Below are 17,179 nucleotides of genomic sequence, written 5' to 3'. Positions count from 1 at the left end.
ACTACCGAGTTGCGGGCAAAGACTGCAAGCAGCCTCATCTGTCTGGTCGAAATTGACTGTTAGTGCATCGTTGGCCTGTGGTCTATTGGGATGATGGTTTCGGGCGCTTGCGGGCGATAGCCCAATGCACTGTGGGGTCGTTTTCTGTTGTAGTGTTTTCTCCATTGTTCGATCAGAATTTGAGCCTCGCGCAAGCTGTAGAAAATCTCGCCGGTGAGCAGTTCATCCCCATTCTCCCGTTGAAGCTCTCGCAATATCCGTTCTCCCACGGGCTGCCAGGTTCGATGTAAGCCGTCCACCCAACGGCGGCGATCCAGTCTCGGACAACCTGGGCGACAAATTCCGGCCCATTGTCAGAACGTACGAAACTCGGCGCGCCGCGTAGTACGAACAGGTCTGTCAGGACGTCGATTACATTGGTCGAGTTCAGCTTCCGCTTCACTCTAACCGAATGCCGTGTGGTCGCAATAGATCCCCCAAACTCGATGACATGGGAATGGCGCAGTACGGACCTCGATTTACCAACCCTGGTTACATTTGAACTTTCAGCCATAGAAGGCGGCACACGACTGACCTCGACACACCAGGGCAAAACGACGGCGTCCGACCGATCCAGCCTGTCGCAAGGCTGGCCGGAATAACTGCTCCATCTCAGCAGGTTCCTCGGTCACGAGTTAGAAGGCACTTCCTGCCATTGACCACTGGCGCGCGATGCTGCGGTCGCAGCCCGCTTTACGGTCATTCGCTGCAAATACAATATCCGATGCGGGTCAAACTCACGCAATGCGGACTTAGCAGACGTTCAACCGTCCAGTTTTCCCGATAAATTGTATTCTGGAAGCTTGGATAACGCAGATTTCAACGCGTCACCCCACCCTTCTGAAATAGCGCGAAAGTAGTGATCGTCGGGTTCAAACCTGGATCGCACACCACTTTCAAGGCTGTCTTCATTGTACAGAAGCAGATCAAGCGGAGCTCCGACGGATAAATTGGCTTTGATTGTAGAGTCGAAACTCACAAGCAAGAGTTTAACAGCTTCCGGAAAGCTCATTTCCGGATCATAGGCTCGTACTAGAATTGGGCGACCATACTTTGTCTCTCCGATCTGAAAGAACGGGGTGTCGTCACCCGCTTCGATAAAGTTGCCTTCAGGGTAGATCAGAAACAAGCGAGACGGGCCGCCCTTGATCTGGCCTCCCAGAATGAGTGTCGCGTGAAAAGCGCTGTCAGCTTGTTGGCCAGACCGGGCATGCTCCTCGATGACGTCGTTCAGCGTAGCCGCGACCAGTTGCGCGACTTGAAACATTGTCGGCGCCTCCAAGATCGATGGTGAACGATCTGCCGGCGCTTTTGTTCGCTCTTCCAGAAGGCTTATTGTGGCTTGAGTAGTAGCCAAGTTGCCAGCCGTTAGGATTGTGATCGACCGGTCCCCTTCGATTGTCCAGTTGAACATCTTGTTGAAGGTCGAAACATTGTCCACGCCTGCATTCGTGCGCGTATCGGACATGAACACCAGCCCACGATTCAGCCGCATGCCCACAGCATAGGTCATCAAACTCTCCGTTACTGCTGTGCGACCTGCAACTGCACTGTCAATTGCTCGCCCGCTGTCCCAATTCTATTCCCTATTACCGGTGCGGCTTGGGCATAGTCCAGCCCGGTTGCGACGCGTACGTATCGATCGTCAGGCGAAATCCCGTTTGAAACGTCAAACCCGACCCATCCAAGCCCGTGCAAATGCACTTCGGCCCAGGCATGGGTCGCGTCTTGAAGTTCCGTTTCGTTCATCATCAAGTAACCCGATACGTAGCGTGCTGGCACTCCAATCTGTCGCGCGCATGTAATGAAGATATGCGCGTGGTCCTGACACACGCCGCGCCCAGCTTTGAGTGCATCTTCCGCGCTCCAGCTTGGGTGCGAACCTCCAATTTGGTACGCGACCTGAGCTCGAATTTTTTCGGACAGAGCATGCATCTGTTCCAGCAGTTCACATTTGGGCAAAGCGCCTATCAATTCGGCAACCCCTTTTCCAGGCGTCGTCTGCGTGGTGCCCCTTTTGAACAGCCACAAGGGCGTCGACCCTTCGTGACGCCCCAAAACGCCGTGGGTGTCTTCTACCTCTACAACGCCTTCGGAGATCAACGAGATACTTTGGGTGTTCGCGTCGAAACTAATCAATTCCACGGTGTTGCGATGGTAGTCTTCAAATGCCAGCTCTTTGCGACCGCCGGTGATTTGGGTGTTCCAACTCACAATGCTCTGATTGCGAAATGACTTTGGAGTCTTCCTCAGTTGCTGCAGCCCGAAGGGGACCGGCGCGTCGAAGTCGTATCGTGTCTCGTGTCGAATGTGCAGTTTCATTTGGCTACTCGTAGAACCGATAATCAATCTCGATTTGACGGCTTAAGTTGCCGAGATCCGTCAAAAAATCCTGAATGTACTCATGAAGCCCAAATTCAAAGATATCGGAAATCTTCTGGTCCAGGTATTTCTCGTAGAGAGTATTTGACGCCTCACACGAAGGTCCGGCAAAACCATAGTCTTTTTTCAGATAAGATAGGTTCTCTTGAATCTTTCTGCAGCAGAAGTGAAGACTGCGCGGCATTCGCTGATCCAGGATCAGGAACCGAGCAATATCTGACGGTCGGGTTTTTTCACCATGTGTAATCCGATACCCCCCGCCCGCGCCGACGGAACGGAGGATGCTTTCCCATTGGATATTGTCCAGAGATGAGCCGACTGAGAAGGCTGTGGGCAAAAGAACGTAATACTTCACATCCAATATGCGTCCGGTGTTGTCGGCCCGCTCGACAAACGTACCAATGCGAGTGAAGTCGAACATGTCATTGCGCAGCATGGTTCCCAATGTGGCACCACGGACCAGAGCCGCCTGCTGGCGAATAAGCTCCAGCATCGCCGGCAAGTCTCGCTCATTCACGCGACGCTTCATGGAATTATCAATCTGCATCCAGGTGGAATTTACCGCGCTCCAAACATCATGGGTCAGCGCAGTCCGAACGAGGCGCGCGTTGTCTCTTGCCTGTTTGATAACGGACTTGATCGAGGATGGATTGTCCGCATCCCGTAGGACCCAATCGACAGCGTTGTCTTTCGATACCTCATCGTACTTGATATAGTACCCGTCTAGTACTCCGGCTGTTTTCAGAACAGAACCCCATTCCTCAGCCGAATTCTTGGTTCGGGTCAACGCCATCCTCTGACCCGTTTCAAGCAGCCGGGCCGTGTTTTCCGCCCTCTCAAGATATCGGGACATCCAGAACAAACCACCAGCAGTTTTTCCCAGCATGGTCAGTCCTCCAGAACCCAGGTATCTTTGGTCCCGCCGCCCTGACTCGAGTTCACGACCAGTGATCCTTTCTTCAAGGCGACCCGGGTCAGACCGCCGGGTGTTATCTTGATCCCGTCTGGAGACACCAGAACAAACGGCCGCAGGTCAACATGTCTGGGCGCAAGTCCCGAACGCGCGAAAATCGGAACTGTCGAAAGCGACAATGTCGGCTGGGCAATATAGTTCGCAGGCCGCGATTTGAGCTTATCCCGGAAAGCCGAAATCTCTTTTTTGCTGGCAGTCGGCCCGATCAGCATCCCGTAGCCGCCCGACCCATGCACTTCTTTCACAACAAGCTCGGATAGATTGTCCAGTACGTAGGACAGAGAGTCGGGGTCGCCGCACCGCCAGGTAGGAACATTCTGAAGCAAAGGCTTCTCGCCCGTGTAAAACTCAACTATCTCGGGCATGTAGGAATAGATAGCCTTGTCATCGGCTATGCCTGTTCCCGGCGCGTTGGCGATCGTGATGCCGCCCGCGCGGTAAACGTCCAGAATGCCTGGCACGCCCAATGCGCTATCAGGGTTGAAATTCAGCGGATCCAAGTAGTCGTCATCAACCCGGCGATAAAGCACGTCGATGGGAGTATAGCCTCTGGTTGTGCGCATGCAGACGCGACCATCTACAACCCGAAGGTCGTGGCCTTCGACCAATTCCACGGCCATTTGATCCGCAAGAAAGGCATGTTCGTAGTAGGCCGAATTATAGATGCCGGGGGTTAACACCGCGACGGTCGGCTCTCCGTCTGCGCAAGCTGGTGCGCAGGCTGCAAGCGACCGCCGCAGATTGCGGGGGTAGTCAGAAACATTCCGAACATTTGTCGCGCTAAAAAGCTCGGGGAACATCTTTAGCATCGTTTCCCGGTTCTCTAGCATATAGCTGACCCCGGATGGCGTACGGGCATTGTCTTCCAGAACGAAAAACTCGTCTGGTCCGGTTCGCACCAGATCGACGCCGACAATGTGCGTATAAACCTGGCCGGGCGGTGAGACACCAAGCATCTGCGGCAGGAACGCTTCGTTACCGGCAATCATCTCAGCCGGCACGCGCCCGGCCCGTACAATTTCCTGACGATGATAAATGTCATGTAAAAATGCGTTAATTGCCCGTACCCGCTGCTCGATACCGCGTTCCAATCGCTGCCATTCTCGCGCCGAAATGACACGTGGCACGATATCAAACGGTATCAGACGTTCCTCGGCCTCGGCTTTGCCGTACACGTTAAAGGTGATACCTGTTAGCCTGAAAACTTCTTCGGCTTCGCGCTGTTTCGCCCTCAGCCGTGAGGCGTCTTCAGCATTGAACCAGCGGCCTATTTCTTCATACGGACCTCTGAGCGATCCATCGCCGTTGATCATTTCATCAAAATACTCACTCATAACATAAGTCTCACGATCAACTCAGAATATTCAAGTTATTTGAGTTCGGTTGTCCGGGGTCTTCCGATTAAACGCATAAAATAAAGGCATCTTGAGATGTATGATGGTCTTAGCAACATAGCGCAGTTGGCGTCGTTAGCTCGGACCAAATTTATTGAACTGCGCTGAGCAGTGCCTGGTTTTCCCGGAACCGGAACGTCCAATTTGGGCTCTCTGCCGCCATCGATGGCAGCGCAGCATCGCCACGTCCAGGGCAGGGGCTGACTTCCAGGCCGGTCCATTCCTGCCGTTCGACCCTGGTCACCTTCGCTGCGGTGCGGCCCGCCTAAGGCCTGCAGCAGTCCGACTTGCAAGTTGTAACCTACTCATACGTGGCTCGCCAGATGCCGTCCAAATGGCACCCGTCGATTGCGCGCTTACATTAGGTTACCTGTTTACTGAGGCGAAAATGCGTTCGCCCTGCTCGTCAATCACCTGCTTCGCCTTGGCGATGCTGAAGCTTTCACCCTGATCCCGGGTTTCAAAAACATCTGCCCGGATCACCGTATGGGTCTTGCGATCTCCATCGATGGTTTTTTCGATACGGGCCAAAAGACGGTACTTGCCGCCTTCGGGCATCAGGTCGGGGAAGATCTCAAATCCTTTGTATGAGACTGGCTCCGACTCCGACTTTTCGACGCCACCGAAGAGCTTAGAGAATAGGGACATTGGGCGGCTCCTTTTCAGCGCTTCTATGACCGGAGACTAACGCCGATTAAGGCATACGTGAACCATGTCGTGCTATCAGAGCACTGGTTCTTAGTCTGATAGCGCGGTCCGTGCGTAACCCATTACGTCCCGATCCGCAGTGAAGGCCCATTCCTCGGCACCACTTTCCTTTGCACGGACGGTCCAGAGCGGACTTTCATCGCATAGTCTCATTGCTGCGGCGCGCGCCCGTCATTCCAGACCTTCGCCGCGCCTGCGAAATCTGTGGTTGGACGAATTCACAGAGCGCGGACAAATCGGAAGTAAAGCTGTATTTGTAAGTTAGGGACATCTGTAAGGAGCCTAGAAAGGTGCTGTCAGACGAATTCGAATCAGTGTCAGTTTGCCGCGGAAGCCGTGAACCTATCCGGAACAAAGTTTACGCCACTCGGTAAGAGCGGCGGCGCGGGTCAGCTTGAAGGTGTCTCGACTGGTGAGCGATCTTTCCTGATTGAAGTGGTTGTAGACGGAGGAATGAACGGAGGCGAATTTCTGTAAACTTCGCATGCGCCTGAAACGTTGCATCGCGCGTTCGCGTCGTCGGAAAGGCAGGTGCGAGTTCTCGACGCGGTTGTTGAGCCACCTGCCCGTCCTTTGTTTTTCGAGCACGCCCATTTCTCTAAGCGCAGCCTTGTAAGAAGCGAAGCGATCTGTGAAGACCTCCTCGGCGCAACCGTGCCGCTTCATCAATTTCTTGAGGAATTTCAATGCCGCTTGCTTGTTTCGGCGATTGGTGACAACGGCTTCCAGTACCTCACCTTCGTGATCAACAGCCCGCCAAAGATAACGCCGCTTGCCATTTACCTTCACGAAAACCTCGTCCACGTGCCACTTCCATTTCGAGAACGCGCGCAGTTGCTGAACACGCTTCCGTCTGATCTCAGCAGCAAACACCGGCCCGAACCTGTTCCACCAATATCGGACAGTTTCGTGGCTCACGTCGATGCCTTGCTCGTGCAACAGATCTTCGACATTCCGAAGCGAGAGCGGGAAACGGACGTACAACATCACAGCAAGGCGGATGATCTCGGGACTGGTTTTGAAGTATTTGAAAGAGGCAGGTCTGGTCATGGGCAAAAGTTACGCAACCGCCCTGCCCGCCTCAAGCCAAGTTACTCTTACAAGACCGCAGACGTTCTGTAGAATTCAATGTATGTTGCTGCGCGGACCAACCGCCCTGCAGCGCTCAAGCAAAGTTCTTCTGACAAGACCTCAGGAAGCGCAAGAAATGGATCGTTCCGACATTGGCACAAACGTATCTCCTGCTCGAAAGTTCAGAACTGGAGATATTATGCTACTTGAGAACAAGACTGTGATCATCACAGGTGCAAGCAGAGGAATTGGTGAGGCGGCGGCTGCGCTTTTTGCCGCAAACGGCGCCAACGTTGTGCTTGGAGCTCGGAGGGAAAGCCGTTTGGCTGGCCTCAGCTACAAGATCCACGACAGCGGCGGACGAGCGGCCTTTCTGGCGGGAGATGTCGCTGATTTGTCCTACGCGGAAGAGTTAGTCGAATTGGCGAAAGCTGAATTCGGCGGGCTTGACGCAGCCTTCAATAACGCCGGTGTCATGGGAGACATGGGACCGATTACAGAAATGACAAACGCCAATTGGGACAATGTCATTGCAACCAACCTGACCAGTGCGTTTCATGCGGCAAAGCATCAGATTCCGTCGCTGAACAAGCGAGGCGGTGGCTCAATCGTGTTCACCTCAACATTTGTGGGTCACACAATCGGTCTCCCGGGCATGGCGGCCTATGCCGCTTCCAAAGCGGGTCTTATTGGGCTGACACAGGTTCTGGCCGTAGAACATGGTACCGAGAACATTCGTGTAAATGCTCTCTTGCCGGGTGGAACTAAAACCGAAATGGCGGGCGACGACCCCAAGGCGCACGAGCGGGTCGCCAGCATTCATGCTCTTAAACGTATGGCGGAAGCAGAAGAAATTGCGAAGGCCGCTCTGTTCCTAATCTCGGATCAGTCCTCGTTCGTTACGGGCAGCGCCATGACCGCTGACGGTGGCAACTCCGTAACGAAAGGCTAGAAGCGCAATCCACAGCTCGGCCTTCTGGCAAGCCGTTGACGCAAAACCAGTTGTGTGCCTTCGTTTCTGGCTGCTTTCACGATGAGGGAACGGGTCCACCTCAACCATCACACCAACCCGGCGAGTTTTGCAAAAGGGTCCTGATGTGGATTTCGGTGCCATGAATATTCCGTACCAACTGCCGTTTCTTCGGCTTTCTGTTCACCATAGAGATTTGCGAGGACAGCCAAAGCCATATCCATGCCTGCTGAGACACCAGAGGACGTATAGAACTTCCCGTCTTCAACCCATCGTGCCTCTTTCACCCAATCGACCTTGGGCGCGTGATGGATAGTCGCAGTATAGTCTTGCTTGTTGGTTGTTGCACGTCTTTCATCCAGCAGGCCGGTCATTCCTAAGACAATTGTGCCTGTGCAAACGGCCATCACACGTTCCGCTGAAACGGAGACGTCCCTTATCCACTGAAGCATCTCTGCATTGGTACATTCTTTTAACGCAGCATCCCCACCAGGGATCAATAGAAAGTCGTAAGTGGAACGTTCAGCGATAGTGATGTCGGGCACGATCCTTTGACCATGGCGGCTAGTCACCGGGGCGTTCTTTTGTGCAACGGTTATGATCTCGATCTCATATTTAGGATCTCCCAGCATCTCCATCGGCCCAAAGAAATCCAGCGTTTGGAACCCGGGAAAAACCAAAGCGGCCAGCGTTTTCATAGCGTGTCTCCATCAACTGCCTTTCACTAGATAAATGGTCCTGCCGGTGGCATAAATGACAACATGCCCCCTAATCATGCCAATCTACCTAATCCCGACCCCGACAAACCGAACGTCGTGTTTGTTGTCTATCCTGGCATCGTTCTGCTTGACCTAGTTGGGCCTCTGCACGTCTTCAGCCGAGCTTGCGAGAGCGGCACCGGTGATCTTGCCTACAACACCCATGTCGCATCCGTTGAAGGAGGTCCGGTCTCAACGAATACAATCGTTCCGATAGACACTGTGCCCCTTTTCGAGCTCTACGATGGATCAAATGCGGTGCGGATCGACACTTTGGTTGTTGTTGGTGGCGACGGGGCGGAGGTTGCGGAAACCGATGCGAGGTTGGTCTGTGGAATAAAAGAGATGTCGAGACACGCAAGGCGCATCTGCTCAATCTGTTGCGGTGCGTTTGTCCTTGCGAAGGCGGGGTTGCTTGATGGGTGTCGAGCAGTGACCCATTGGGAGGATTGCAGCCTGCTTGCAGAGCGGTTTCCTAGCGTCGAAGTCGAAGAGGACCCGATCTTCATAAAGGATGGCTCGGTCTGGACGTCTGCTGGCATCACTGCAGGCATTGATATGGCACTCGCCATTGTCCGTGAAGACTTGGGGTCCGCGCCTGCCTTGCAATTGGCCAGATCACTGGTCACGCCCATGATCCGATCATCGGGCCAGTCGCAATTTAGTTCTGATCTTGCGCGCCAAACGCGCGATGCTGAAGGCGAGTTTGCGGCGTTGCATGACTGGTTGAGGCACAACTTGGCCCAATCCATCAGCGTCAGCGATATGGCCGAAAGATGCTCAATGAGTTCCCGAAGTTTCTCGCGTCGTTATGCCGCGAGCGTGGGTTTGCCCCCCGCCCACTCCCTTGAGAAGATGAGGGTGGATGCCGCACGCAACCTTCTAATTGAGGCGAAGCACAACATGAAGTCTGTGGCGAAGACCTGCGGCTTTCGCGATCAAGAGAGGATGCGCAGAGCGTTCCACAGACACCTCCGCACATCACCCTCAAACTACCAGTCGATGTTTCGAGACGGCTAATCCAGATGCCAGTTTGGTTCGAGACCTATTAGCTCAGCGCCGTCACTTGCCAGCATGGCGCCCACGGCCTGAAAATGAGTGTGGCGAACGGCCCTTAGCAGACCTTGGGCACCCTCTCCATATGCTGCGGTCGCAATATGCATAGCTGCCGTTCGCTGCAGTGTGGCACGGCCATTGGTCAAATAACTCTCTAAGCGCAACAAAGCTACTGATGGCCGACGTGAAGTAATTTGCCAACCTAGGAGTTTTTGTCTCTGTCTGACTGGCTTGCCCAGAAAAAAATCAATTCCTCTGCCCTTTGAAGAGATTTACCCGCTTGGCCGCTTGAGGCTGAACAGCTCTGTCACGCGCGCATAGTCCTGGTAGCCCAAACGTGCCAAGGGTTGGAACTTGGTAACATCGAAGATGCCATTGATCAGATATTTTTCGTTGAGGTGAATGCCTGTGACTTCACCAAAGGCTACGATATTGGAGCTGCCAGGCAGGTCTACAACCTTGGTCAGTTTACACTCCATACTCGCAGGGGCGTGGCCCACACGTGAACAAGGGATCGTTTCGCATTCAGTGCGTTCGAGCCCGGCGAGTTCAAATTCATCGACATCGCGGCTAGCCGACAAAGAGGTCTTGTTCATCGCGTCGCGCATTTCGTGCCCGACTACGTTGACACAGAATACCCCTGTATCGATCACGTTGCCGATAGAGTCTTTACCGCGTTGGCGGCCCTCTTTGCTGGACGTTGATGCAAACATGACCTGCGGAGGGGAGTAAGAGACACCATTGAAGAACGAATACGGTGCGAGGTTCTCCGATCCATCTGCGCCGCGGGTGGAAATCCAGCCAATCGGTCTTGGTGTGATGAGCGCGTTGAAGGGATTGTGCGGCAGACCGTGGCCGTTTTGCGGTTCGTAAAACATGGGTCGACCCTTGGGGAGCGGAAGCCTCGCCTTTAAGAGGCTCCCGGTGATTAGACTGCTAAGGCAACTACGTCGGGGTTCATGCTGTAGGTGCCGATATGGGAGACATTTGCCAGGACATGACCTTTCATGGCCGCCAGCGCGTCTGCCCCGGTAAAGGATCCGTGTAGATCCAGCTGGTCAATGTCCAATGCATAGACAGTAAAGTGGTAGTGATGGATGATGCTGTCGTTCCAAGGTGGGCACGGGCCGTCATAACCGCCGTAGTTCCCGCCCATTTCATCATCGCCAGCAAACCAGTCTGTGTAGCTGTTGATCCCGGTACGGCCGTAGGAACGCTGGCCCGCGGTTTTGCCTTTGGCCGTAACCCCAAGACTGTCTGCGCCCTCTGAAATCTCGGATACATTCGCTGGAATGTTCACTACAACCCAGTGGTAAAAATCAACACGTGGCAGATCGGCTGGAACCGTTCTACCCTCTTGATTAACATCGTCTCCGGATGATGGAACATCTGGGTCATGGCAAATGATGGCGAAGGACTTTGTACCTTCAGGTGCGTCGTTCCACGCGATCGAAGGGTTCACGTTATTCGACAATGCGAAGCGACCTTTGGTCGGAATTCTTCCAAAGGCGAACTTAGCGGGTATCGGTGAGCCATTGGCAAAGCTGTTGATTGTAGTTTTCATGGGTGTTCTCCTTAAGGAAACGTCACGCCCCGGTGCCAACCCGAGGCGCAAGTGGTTAACGATTGTAGACGGCTGTGATGGTGGAAGAGGCCAGGCTGTTGGCGTTCACCATGAACCCGGCCAGTGCATTGCTGACGGAGTTGTCCAACTCCAGAGTGGTGCCGAGAGCATGAACCGTGAAGTTGTAGCGGTGCACCTCACCCGGCGGTGGGCATGCGCCGCCGAAGCCTTCCGCGCCATAGTCGTTGGTCAGTTCCACTACACCTTTCGGGACCGCCGCGCCGCTGGGCAATTCACTTACTTCTGCCGGGATGTTGAAAGCGAACCAGTGCCACCAGCCAGAACCAGTTGGCGCATCTGGGTCGTAGACCGTGACCGCGAAACTTTCAGTACCCTCAGGTGCGCCGGTCCAGGCCAGTGTCGGGGCAACGTTACCGCCTTCACAACCAAAGCCCTGGAAAACCTGGGCTGCGTCAAGCTGCGTGCCTTCTGCGATATGAGGGCTGGTCAGTTTGAAGGTATCCGCCGCAGCAGAGGAAGCCAAACCGCTTGCGGCCAGCAGGGACGCAAGAAGAGTTGTGCGTAGCATTGTTCAGTTCCTTTCCCGAACTTTGGTATTGTCGATGGAACTAAATTAAACACCACGCGCAGGTGCCGCCTCCGGCAGCCACGCAACTAATGTCGAAATTCGATCAACCTTTCGCTGAACGGATGTCTTTTGGCCTGATCCCGAACCTATTTTGGAAAGCGTCCGAAAAATGAGATGGCGTTTTAAAACCGCAATCCATTGCGATTGCGGAGATTTGGCTGTCTGTGGTTTGCAGCAGACTCAACCCTCGTTCCAATCGCGTGTGCAATAAAATCTTCGCAAACCCGTGACCTGTTTTTGACAGCCATCGTCGCATGGTGGCTTCGCTCTTCGCGAAATGGTCGGCGACTTCCCCGGCCATCCATGGATGGCTAAGGTCCGTTTCAATCAAGCGGCGGACTCGACTGATTGGATCGTCTTCAACTTGCGTCGGCAGATTGAATCCCTGAGCGCGCAGCCAGAGCAAAGGCTCCAGTAGTCGATGCTGTTTGATCATTTCCGGAAGCGAGGCGTTGTTCAGCGTATCTGTGATCAAGCTGAGGATATCAGACGGATTATGCTCTGAAGCTCTAACAATTTGGACGCCCCTTTCAGCCTGCGTTTTGGGCACATCAGAGAAAACGCCATCCACCAAATCGTGAGAAAAGCAGACTCCCAAAGCGCGGTAGGTTTCATTCATGACCGGCCGGTTTTCCATGGTGACCATGGCGCCCGGTGGAAAGATCATCAAATCCCCTTCTTCGCCAAGCATTTCGCCTTGGGTCGGGTGCAGAACGTATTTGCTGCCGCGTTGAATAAAGAACAGGAAAGTCAGCCGAAAATAGAGTTCCGTAAACGTTGCTGTTGTCGCTTGAGTAATCGGATAGATGGATACCTGATGCGACACTTCTAAAGCTTCAGTTTTCGGTTTACGGTTCACGATTTGGTCTCGCTTGGAAATACGCTGCCCCACGGGAGAGCAGCGCAGAAAATAATCAGGCCACTTCTTGCAAGGACGCTGTCATGCCGTTTGACAGCAGTGCACCGCCGCCCGGTGCAACCTCAGTCAAATCCAGACGACGTAATATTTGGCGCGTCGTTGCAACGGCGGCTGACAGAGTTGGAAGTCCGGACGCACGTTCAATCATTTCGATTGATGGGAGCGACGGCATTTGGACACAGGCAGATGCAACAATGGCATCGACACCGCGTGTATCAAGCTTGCGCCAAAGCTCGGCAGGAGCTGTTGGGTCTTGTGACGCGACTTTGAGGTTGTCCGGAATTTCCAGTGCAAGGAAGTCCTGCACTTCGATACCCTCGTTCTCGATATAATCCACAACCATTTTCGTGAGCGGCTTCATATACGGGCAGATGATCGAGACCTTTTTGATCCCGAGATCCTTCATTCCATCGATGAGCGCGCCCGCAGAGTTCAGGACAGGAGTCGGGCATCCATTGTCGACGGTCGCTTGATTGAGTTTGGCTTCGGATTTTCGGTGATAGCCCAACCCCATGGACATAATCGCGACCAGACACGCATAAGCCTGTACTTCGACTGCTGCGTCGGACAGCTCGACCGCGCAACGCTGGCTATCTGCGTCCATAGCCTCAAGCTCTTCCTTCACCACACTTTTCATCCGCATGCGAGACGAGTGGAACGCGAAACGATCAGGCAGGATCGTCCCCCGCGCTTTCAAAAGCGCAGGAATTTCCGTTTCCATGGTGACGTTAGAGCTGGGAACAATCAGGCCAACGCGGCGGTACTTTGTAGCAAAAGACATGGTCTTTCCTTTCAGGAGATAGGGTTAGAGCGCGGGGCCCATGACGGCTTCGGGCAACCAGGTTGCGATGCCCGGGAAGACACAAAGCAAAATGATGGCGATCAACATGCAGGCGACGAAAGGGAGGGAACCGGTAAGGATGGTCTTCAACGAAATATCCGGGGCGATACCGTTTATGACATAAAGATTCAGGCCAACGGGTGGAGAGATCAGCCCGATTTCCATGTTGATCGTCAGGATCACTGCAAACCAGATTGGATCAAAGCCAGCAGTCGTGATGATCGGCAACAAGATCGGCGCCGCCATCAGGATCACTGCAACGGGTGGAAGGAAGAAGCCCGCAATGATCAGGAAGATGTTCACTGCAATCATCAAAACCCAAGGGTTCACATCCAGCGTCCCGATCCAGGTCGCAATGCTTTGCGTGATGAAAAGGCTCGACAGCATGTAAGAGAACACGCCAGCCGCGGCGATGATGAACAGGATCATCACGCTTTCCTTGGTGCTGTCCTGCAGGATCATCCAGATTTTGTGGATGTCCCAAAGTTTGTAGATAACGATGGCCACGACAAGGCACAGGATCGCGCCGACTGCTGCCGTTTCTGACGGCGTGGCAACGCCGCCGTACATGGTGTAAAGAACGCCGATGATGATGGCGACGAACGGCAGAACACGCGGCAGAACTTCGAACTTTTGCCTCCAGGAATAACTGCGCGCGGTCAGCAGCGCGGTATCGCCGGATCGCCAGGTCGCGTAGAGCGACCAAACCATGAAGAGCCCCACCAAAAGCAGACCGGGTAAGACACCAGCCAGGAACAGACGGCCAATCGAAGTCTCTGTCGCGATCCCGTAGACGATCATCGTGACCGAAGGCGGGATCAGGATACCCAGCGTGCCGCCTGCCGCGATAGAACCCGTTGCGATCCCTTCCGGGTAGCCGCGTTTGCGCATTTCTGGAATGCCCATTTTGCCAATCGCAGCGCAAGTTGCGGGGCTCGAACCGGACATTGCAGCGAATAATGCGCAGGCACCCAGGTTCGAGACCACCAGCCCGCCGGGGACGCGCGTGAGCCATCTTTCGAGTGCTTCATACAGGTCCGCGCCCGCTCGTGTGGATGCAATAGATGCCCCCATGATGATGAACATCGGGATCGAGAGAAGCGCAAAGCTGTCGAGCTTTCCAAAGAAAATCTCTGGCATCAGCTCTAACGACCGAATGCCATCGAAGACCAACAAAAACCCAGCAGAGACGATCATCAAGCCTATGGCAACGGACACGCCAGAGAAAAGAACGAGGATAGTGCAAACGCCAACAAGGGCGCCAAGGATGAGGGGGTCCATCGTTATGCCTCCAACCCAAATGGGGTTTCAGATTTTGTAAAAAGGGCAACAAGATCAGCGAGAAGTTGGAGAAGCAACAAACCGAAACCGACAGGTAGCGACAGATACGGGATCCACAGCGGAACGGCTGTGACCGTGTCAGATGTCCAACCACGCCTGTAGGCAAAGTGCCAATACTCGTAGCCGTAGAATAGCAGCACCGCCGTGATGATGATGGACAAACTGAGGGTCAGAACTGCAAGGCCAAACCGAGCGCGCCCCCGCAGTGCCAATGGGATCAAGTCAACATTGACGTGCCCCCGCTGATATTGAACGAATGGCAACCCGACCAGAGTTGCGGCGATGACGAGATAGACGACGATCTCTGTTTGCCACACAGTCGATCCATTCAGGACAAATCGAACAAAGATCATCTGACAAGTCAGAACGACAGCTGTCAGGATCATCAAAGCAGAGCACCAACCGGCGGCGCTTGAAACTTTGTGGATAGATCGAACGATTTGGTTGTCACTTGTCGTTCGAGCAATTGCTGCAGGGGCGTGTCCGGACATGGCGGGCGTCCTTTGCTGTAGTGAAAATGTTGTCCGAGGCGCATTGGCCCCGGACGCAACAGGGCTATTCGACGGCCAAAGCGAGATCCAAAAGCTCCTGACCGCCGGGAACTTCGGCGACAAAAGTGGCATATGACGTCTCTTGCGCCAGCGTTTGCCAATCTTGGAAGTCCTCCACGGTCATTTCAGCGATCTCCACGCCGGCCGCGCTGAAGACCTCAACCGATTTCGCGTCCTGAAGCTTCGCCTGTTCGAGGTAATGCGCCTCGGCTTTCTCCGCTGCGGCGAGGAGTGCGGCCTGCTGCTCATCCGACAAGCCTTCAAACGTGGATTTGTTCATCAGAAGCGGCTGATACAGGAACCACAGCGCAATGTCGGAGGCCGGCGTATAACACGCGACCTGTTCGAAAATCCGGTAGGACACAAACGAAGAAGATGATGTGTTTGCTGCGTCTAAAACACCCGTCTGCATGGCCGAGTAGATTTCTGACGAGGCCATCGACGTAATCGATGCACCCGCCCCTACCAACATTTGCTCAAAAGACTTTCCGGCGGCGCGGGTTTGCAGTCCTTCGACATCGGAGGGATTGGTGATGCACTTGTCCTTACCGACAAAGCCGCCTGCCAGATAACCGTGCACAAGAACCATCACGTCATCTTCAGCCATCTTTTCTTCGAGCGCCTCCATGAAGGGAGACTGGCTCAAACGCGCAGCATGATCGTGGTTCTTCACAAGACCCGGCATCAGGGTGAGGTTGAATGACGGTTGTTGCCCACCTGCATAGGACAGCGGGAAAACCGTCATATCAAGCTGCCCCCGTGACAGAGGTCGATACTGTTCACGCGGCTTAAAGAGCGACTTGGACGGGAAGATCTTGATCTCAAGATCCACATCCGCGGCGGCGACTTCATCAGCAACGATTTGAGCGACCTCATGCCTGACATCTGCGGTCGACCATTGGTGAGAGAGGCGCAGCTCTTCCGCCTGTGCGTTGCCCGCAAAAAGCGCCAAGCCCAATGCAGTTGATCGTGCAAAATATTTCATTGTGATTCCTCCTTGTGGATTATTACATGGCTTATATGTATACATATAGCAACTAAAAAAATCCTTTTGATGCTTTTTTGTATGGAATTGGAATCCGCTGCACTGTATGAAAATGTTGGAAAGGAGCAGCCATGCCGCGCGCATCAGATATGCTTATCGAGCAGATAAAAAACGAGATTTTCAGTGGGTTACTGAAGCCTGGCGATCAGTTGGAAGAGGCTGAACTGTCCAAAAGATTTGGCGTCAGCCGCACTCCAATACGCGAAGCGATAAGGTCAATGGTGGATGGCGGGTTTCTCGAAACGAGGCCTCGCAAAGGTGCCATAGTACGCGTTTTGTCTGCGAAAGAGTTGAACGACTTATTCGAAGTCGCGGCGGAACTTGAAGGGATGGCGGCGCGTTTAGCCAGCGAGTCTTTGACGCTTTCACACAAAAAGTCGATCCAAGAAGGCTTGCAACAATGCAAGGACGCAGCCGCGAAAGAAGACCCAACTGCCTACGCCGCTGCAAACCTCGTATTTCACGCAGCCATTCACCGAGCAGCCGGAAACGAATGGCTCAGTGATCAACTGGAGCGACTTCAAGCTCGCATCAACGTCTACCGGCTTTTGCCATATGAAGTTGTCGGTCGACTGGAAAAATCGGTCGAAGAGCATGAGCAGATTGCCGACGCGATTTTCAACAAGGATGGAGCAACTGCGAACACTTTGATGCGCGATCACATCATGCTGCAAGGCGCACGATTACCAAGTTTGCTGAAAGCCTTGGAATAATTCCTTGAAGCACCATTTGAGTTTTGGGTTCATAGCGGCCCAAACCTGCCTTTCAGATACCAGTAAATTTGCTGCGTTCGCAGCCCGCTTTCCTGCCATTCGCTGCAGACGCAGAATCCGATGGTCGTCCAACTAGCACTTCGCGGACTTATATGAACGGCTCAGGTCAAGTGTCGAAAGCTGCAAGGCCTTTGAAAGCGCCAGC

Annotated in this window: 21 protein-coding genes and 1 pseudogene; 4 read left to right on the top strand and 18 right to left on the bottom strand. The window is 53.9% G+C overall.

The window, feature by feature from the left end:
- Positions 1-59: 59 nt before the first annotated feature.
- Positions 60-451, bottom strand: a pseudogene (locus ACR0NN_RS12330) (integrase core domain-containing protein); the annotation flags it as partial.
- A 34-nt stretch (positions 452-485) separates the two neighbouring features.
- Here ACR0NN_RS12330 and ACR0NN_RS12325 point away from each other — a divergent pair.
- A complete protein-coding gene (locus ACR0NN_RS12325; RefSeq protein WP_170723837.1) occupies positions 486-641 on the top strand; it encodes an SRPBCC domain-containing protein in 156 nt (51 codons plus the stop codon).
- Between the two features lie 161 nt (positions 642-802).
- On the opposite strand, the gene ACR0NN_RS12320 is transcribed toward ACR0NN_RS12325, so the two are convergent.
- From ACR0NN_RS12320 to ACR0NN_RS12290, 7 genes are all read right to left on the bottom strand, one after another.
- A complete protein-coding gene (locus tag ACR0NN_RS12320) occupies positions 803-1,552 on the bottom strand; it encodes a proteasome-type protease (RefSeq protein WP_170723836.1) in 750 nt (249 codons plus the stop codon).
- Positions 1,553-1,563: 11 nt separating this feature from the next.
- Positions 1,564-2,361 (bottom strand): transglutaminase-like domain-containing protein, encoded by a 798-nt coding sequence (locus ACR0NN_RS12315; RefSeq protein WP_170684477.1) that lies wholly within the window; start codon positions 2,359-2,361, stop codon positions 1,564-1,566.
- A gap of 4 nt (positions 2,362-2,365) precedes the next feature.
- Positions 2,366-3,307, bottom strand: a complete 942-nt coding sequence (locus ACR0NN_RS12310) for an alpha-E domain-containing protein (protein ID WP_170723835.1) — start codon at positions 3,305-3,307, stop codon at positions 2,366-2,368.
- 2 nt (positions 3,308-3,309) lie between these two features.
- Positions 3,310-4,728 (bottom strand): circularly permuted type 2 ATP-grasp protein, encoded by a 1,419-nt coding sequence (locus ACR0NN_RS12305; protein ID WP_170723834.1) that lies wholly within the window; start codon positions 4,726-4,728, stop codon positions 3,310-3,312.
- A 426-nt stretch (positions 4,729-5,154) separates the two neighbouring features.
- Entirely contained in the window at positions 5,155-5,436 is a 282-nt protein-coding gene (locus tag ACR0NN_RS12300) for an HlyU family transcriptional regulator (RefSeq protein WP_170723833.1), read from the bottom strand.
- A gap of 90 nt (positions 5,437-5,526) precedes the next feature.
- Positions 5,527-5,649: a hypothetical protein gene (locus tag ACR0NN_RS12295; RefSeq protein ID WP_480684786.1), complete on the bottom strand. Its 123-nt coding sequence runs from the start codon at positions 5,647-5,649 to the stop codon at positions 5,527-5,529.
- Positions 5,650-5,838: 189 nt separating this feature from the next.
- A complete protein-coding gene (locus ACR0NN_RS12290) occupies positions 5,839-6,546 on the bottom strand; it encodes an IS6 family transposase (protein ID WP_170723832.1) in 708 nt (235 codons plus the stop codon).
- Positions 6,547-6,766: 220 nt separating this feature from the next.
- Between ACR0NN_RS12290 and ACR0NN_RS12285 the strand changes: the two genes are divergently transcribed.
- Positions 6,767-7,519, top strand: a complete 753-nt coding sequence (locus tag ACR0NN_RS12285; protein WP_170723831.1) for an SDR family oxidoreductase — start codon at positions 6,767-6,769, stop codon at positions 7,517-7,519.
- A gap of 107 nt (positions 7,520-7,626) precedes the next feature.
- On the opposite strand, the gene ACR0NN_RS12280 is transcribed toward ACR0NN_RS12285, so the two are convergent.
- The gene (locus ACR0NN_RS12280; protein ID WP_170723830.1) at positions 7,627-8,235 is read right to left on the bottom strand and encodes a DJ-1/PfpI family protein; all 609 of its coding nucleotides are present in this window, start codon (positions 8,233-8,235) and stop codon (positions 7,627-7,629) included.
- A 63-nt stretch (positions 8,236-8,298) separates the two neighbouring features.
- On the opposite strand from ACR0NN_RS12280, the gene ACR0NN_RS12275 reads away from it, so the two are divergent.
- On the top strand, positions 8,299-9,315 hold the full coding sequence (locus ACR0NN_RS12275) for an AraC family transcriptional regulator (protein ID WP_170723829.1): 1,017 nt from the start codon (positions 8,299-8,301) through the stop codon (positions 9,313-9,315).
- Here ACR0NN_RS12275 and ACR0NN_RS12270 read toward each other — a convergent pair.
- The 9 genes from ACR0NN_RS12270 to dctP all read right to left on the bottom strand — a co-directional run bounded on the left by ACR0NN_RS12270 (position 9,312) and on the right by dctP (position 16,201).
- Positions 9,312-9,458, bottom strand: a complete 147-nt coding sequence (locus ACR0NN_RS12270) for a hypothetical protein (protein WP_480684783.1) — start codon at positions 9,456-9,458, stop codon at positions 9,312-9,314. The two genes, ACR0NN_RS12275 and ACR0NN_RS12270, sit on opposite strands and share 4 nt — an antisense overlap.
- A gap of 165 nt (positions 9,459-9,623) precedes the next feature.
- Entirely contained in the window at positions 9,624-10,229 is a 606-nt protein-coding gene (locus ACR0NN_RS12265) for a flavin reductase family protein (protein WP_480684781.1), read from the bottom strand.
- Positions 10,230-10,279: 50 nt separating this feature from the next.
- Positions 10,280-10,915 carry a YbhB/YbcL family Raf kinase inhibitor-like protein gene (locus ACR0NN_RS12260; protein WP_170723827.1) on the bottom strand — a complete coding sequence of 212 codons (636 nt, stop codon included), beginning with the start codon at positions 10,913-10,915 and terminating at the stop codon, positions 10,280-10,282.
- 55 nt (positions 10,916-10,970) lie between these two features.
- Complete coding sequence (locus ACR0NN_RS12255; RefSeq protein WP_170723826.1) at positions 10,971-11,504, bottom strand: YbhB/YbcL family Raf kinase inhibitor-like protein; 534 nt, start codon at positions 11,502-11,504, stop codon at positions 10,971-10,973.
- A gap of 103 nt (positions 11,505-11,607) precedes the next feature.
- Positions 11,608-12,423: a helix-turn-helix transcriptional regulator gene (locus ACR0NN_RS12250; protein WP_480684778.1), complete on the bottom strand. Its 816-nt coding sequence runs from the start codon at positions 12,421-12,423 to the stop codon at positions 11,608-11,610.
- 55 nt (positions 12,424-12,478) lie between these two features.
- Complete coding sequence (locus ACR0NN_RS12245) at positions 12,479-13,264, bottom strand: maleate cis-trans isomerase family protein (protein WP_480684776.1); 786 nt, start codon at positions 13,262-13,264, stop codon at positions 12,479-12,481.
- 24 nt (positions 13,265-13,288) lie between these two features.
- Positions 13,289-14,605 (bottom strand): TRAP transporter large permease, encoded by a 1,317-nt coding sequence (locus ACR0NN_RS12240; protein WP_170723825.1) that lies wholly within the window; start codon positions 14,603-14,605, stop codon positions 13,289-13,291.
- Positions 14,606-14,607: 2 nt separating this feature from the next.
- Positions 14,608-15,156, bottom strand: coding sequence for a TRAP transporter small permease (locus tag ACR0NN_RS12235; RefSeq protein WP_170723824.1), 549 nt, complete (start codon positions 15,154-15,156; stop codon positions 14,608-14,610).
- Positions 15,157-15,220: 64 nt separating this feature from the next.
- On the bottom strand, positions 15,221-16,201 hold the full coding sequence (dctP, locus tag ACR0NN_RS12230; protein ID WP_170724208.1) for a TRAP transporter substrate-binding protein DctP: 981 nt from the start codon (positions 16,199-16,201) through the stop codon (positions 15,221-15,223).
- 131 nt (positions 16,202-16,332) lie between these two features.
- On the opposite strand from dctP, the gene ACR0NN_RS12225 reads away from it, so the two are divergent.
- Positions 16,333-16,974 carry a GntR family transcriptional regulator gene (locus ACR0NN_RS12225; protein ID WP_170723823.1) on the top strand — a complete coding sequence of 214 codons (642 nt, stop codon included), beginning with the start codon at positions 16,333-16,335 and terminating at the stop codon, positions 16,972-16,974.
- Positions 16,975-17,179 lie beyond the last annotated feature (205 nt).

Source organism: Ruegeria sp. BA2 (genome assembly GCF_056539605.1).
This window is presented reverse-complemented; position numbering and strand designations above follow the sequence as displayed.

Excerpts from the sequence above, each read along its gene's own strand:
- ACR0NN_RS12325 (WP_170723837.1), top strand. The coding sequence starts at position 486 with ATGACATGGGAATGGCGCAGTACGGACCTCGATTTACCAACCCTGGTT.
- ACR0NN_RS12320 (WP_170723836.1), bottom strand. The coding sequence starts at position 1,552 with ATGACCTATGCTGTGGGCATGCGGCTGAATCGTGGGCTGGTGTTCATG.
- ACR0NN_RS12315 (WP_170684477.1), bottom strand. The coding sequence starts at position 2,361 with ATGAAACTGCACATTCGACACGAGACACGATACGACTTCGACGCGCCG.
- ACR0NN_RS12310 (WP_170723835.1), bottom strand. The coding sequence starts at position 3,307 with ATGCTGGGAAAAACTGCTGGTGGTTTGTTCTGGATGTCCCGATATCTT.
- ACR0NN_RS12305 (WP_170723834.1), bottom strand. The coding sequence starts at position 4,728 with ATGAGTGAGTATTTTGATGAAATGATCAACGGCGATGGATCGCTCAGA.
- ACR0NN_RS12300 (WP_170723833.1), bottom strand. The coding sequence starts at position 5,436 with ATGTCCCTATTCTCTAAGCTCTTCGGTGGCGTCGAAAAGTCGGAGTCG.
- ACR0NN_RS12295 (WP_480684786.1), bottom strand. The coding sequence starts at position 5,649 with ATGAGACTATGCGATGAAAGTCCGCTCTGGACCGTCCGTGCAAAGGAA.
- ACR0NN_RS12290 (WP_170723832.1), bottom strand. The coding sequence starts at position 6,546 with ATGACCAGACCTGCCTCTTTCAAATACTTCAAAACCAGTCCCGAGATC.
- ACR0NN_RS12285 (WP_170723831.1), top strand. The coding sequence starts at position 6,767 with ATGCTACTTGAGAACAAGACTGTGATCATCACAGGTGCAAGCAGAGGA.
- ACR0NN_RS12280 (WP_170723830.1), bottom strand. The coding sequence starts at position 8,235 with ATGAAAACGCTGGCCGCTTTGGTTTTTCCCGGGTTCCAAACGCTGGAT.
- ACR0NN_RS12275 (WP_170723829.1), top strand. The coding sequence starts at position 8,299 with ATGCCCCCTAATCATGCCAATCTACCTAATCCCGACCCCGACAAACCG.
- ACR0NN_RS12270 (WP_480684783.1), bottom strand. The coding sequence starts at position 9,458 with ATGCATATTGCGACCGCAGCATATGGAGAGGGTGCCCAAGGTCTGCTA.
- ACR0NN_RS12265 (WP_480684781.1), bottom strand. The coding sequence starts at position 10,229 with ATGTTTTACGAACCGCAAAACGGCCACGGTCTGCCGCACAATCCCTTC.
- ACR0NN_RS12260 (WP_170723827.1), bottom strand. The coding sequence starts at position 10,915 with ATGAAAACTACAATCAACAGCTTTGCCAATGGCTCACCGATACCCGCT.
- ACR0NN_RS12255 (WP_170723826.1), bottom strand. The coding sequence starts at position 11,504 with ATGCTACGCACAACTCTTCTTGCGTCCCTGCTGGCCGCAAGCGGTTTG.
- ACR0NN_RS12245 (WP_480684776.1), bottom strand. The coding sequence starts at position 13,264 with ATGTCTTTTGCTACAAAGTACCGCCGCGTTGGCCTGATTGTTCCCAGC.
- ACR0NN_RS12240 (WP_170723825.1), bottom strand. The coding sequence starts at position 14,605 with ATGGACCCCCTCATCCTTGGCGCCCTTGTTGGCGTTTGCACTATCCTC.
- ACR0NN_RS12235 (WP_170723824.1), bottom strand. The coding sequence starts at position 15,156 with ATGTCCGGACACGCCCCTGCAGCAATTGCTCGAACGACAAGTGACAAC.
- dctP (WP_170724208.1), bottom strand. The coding sequence starts at position 16,201 with ATGAAATATTTTGCACGATCAACTGCATTGGGCTTGGCGCTTTTTGCG.
- ACR0NN_RS12225 (WP_170723823.1), top strand. The coding sequence starts at position 16,333 with ATGCCGCGCGCATCAGATATGCTTATCGAGCAGATAAAAAACGAGATT.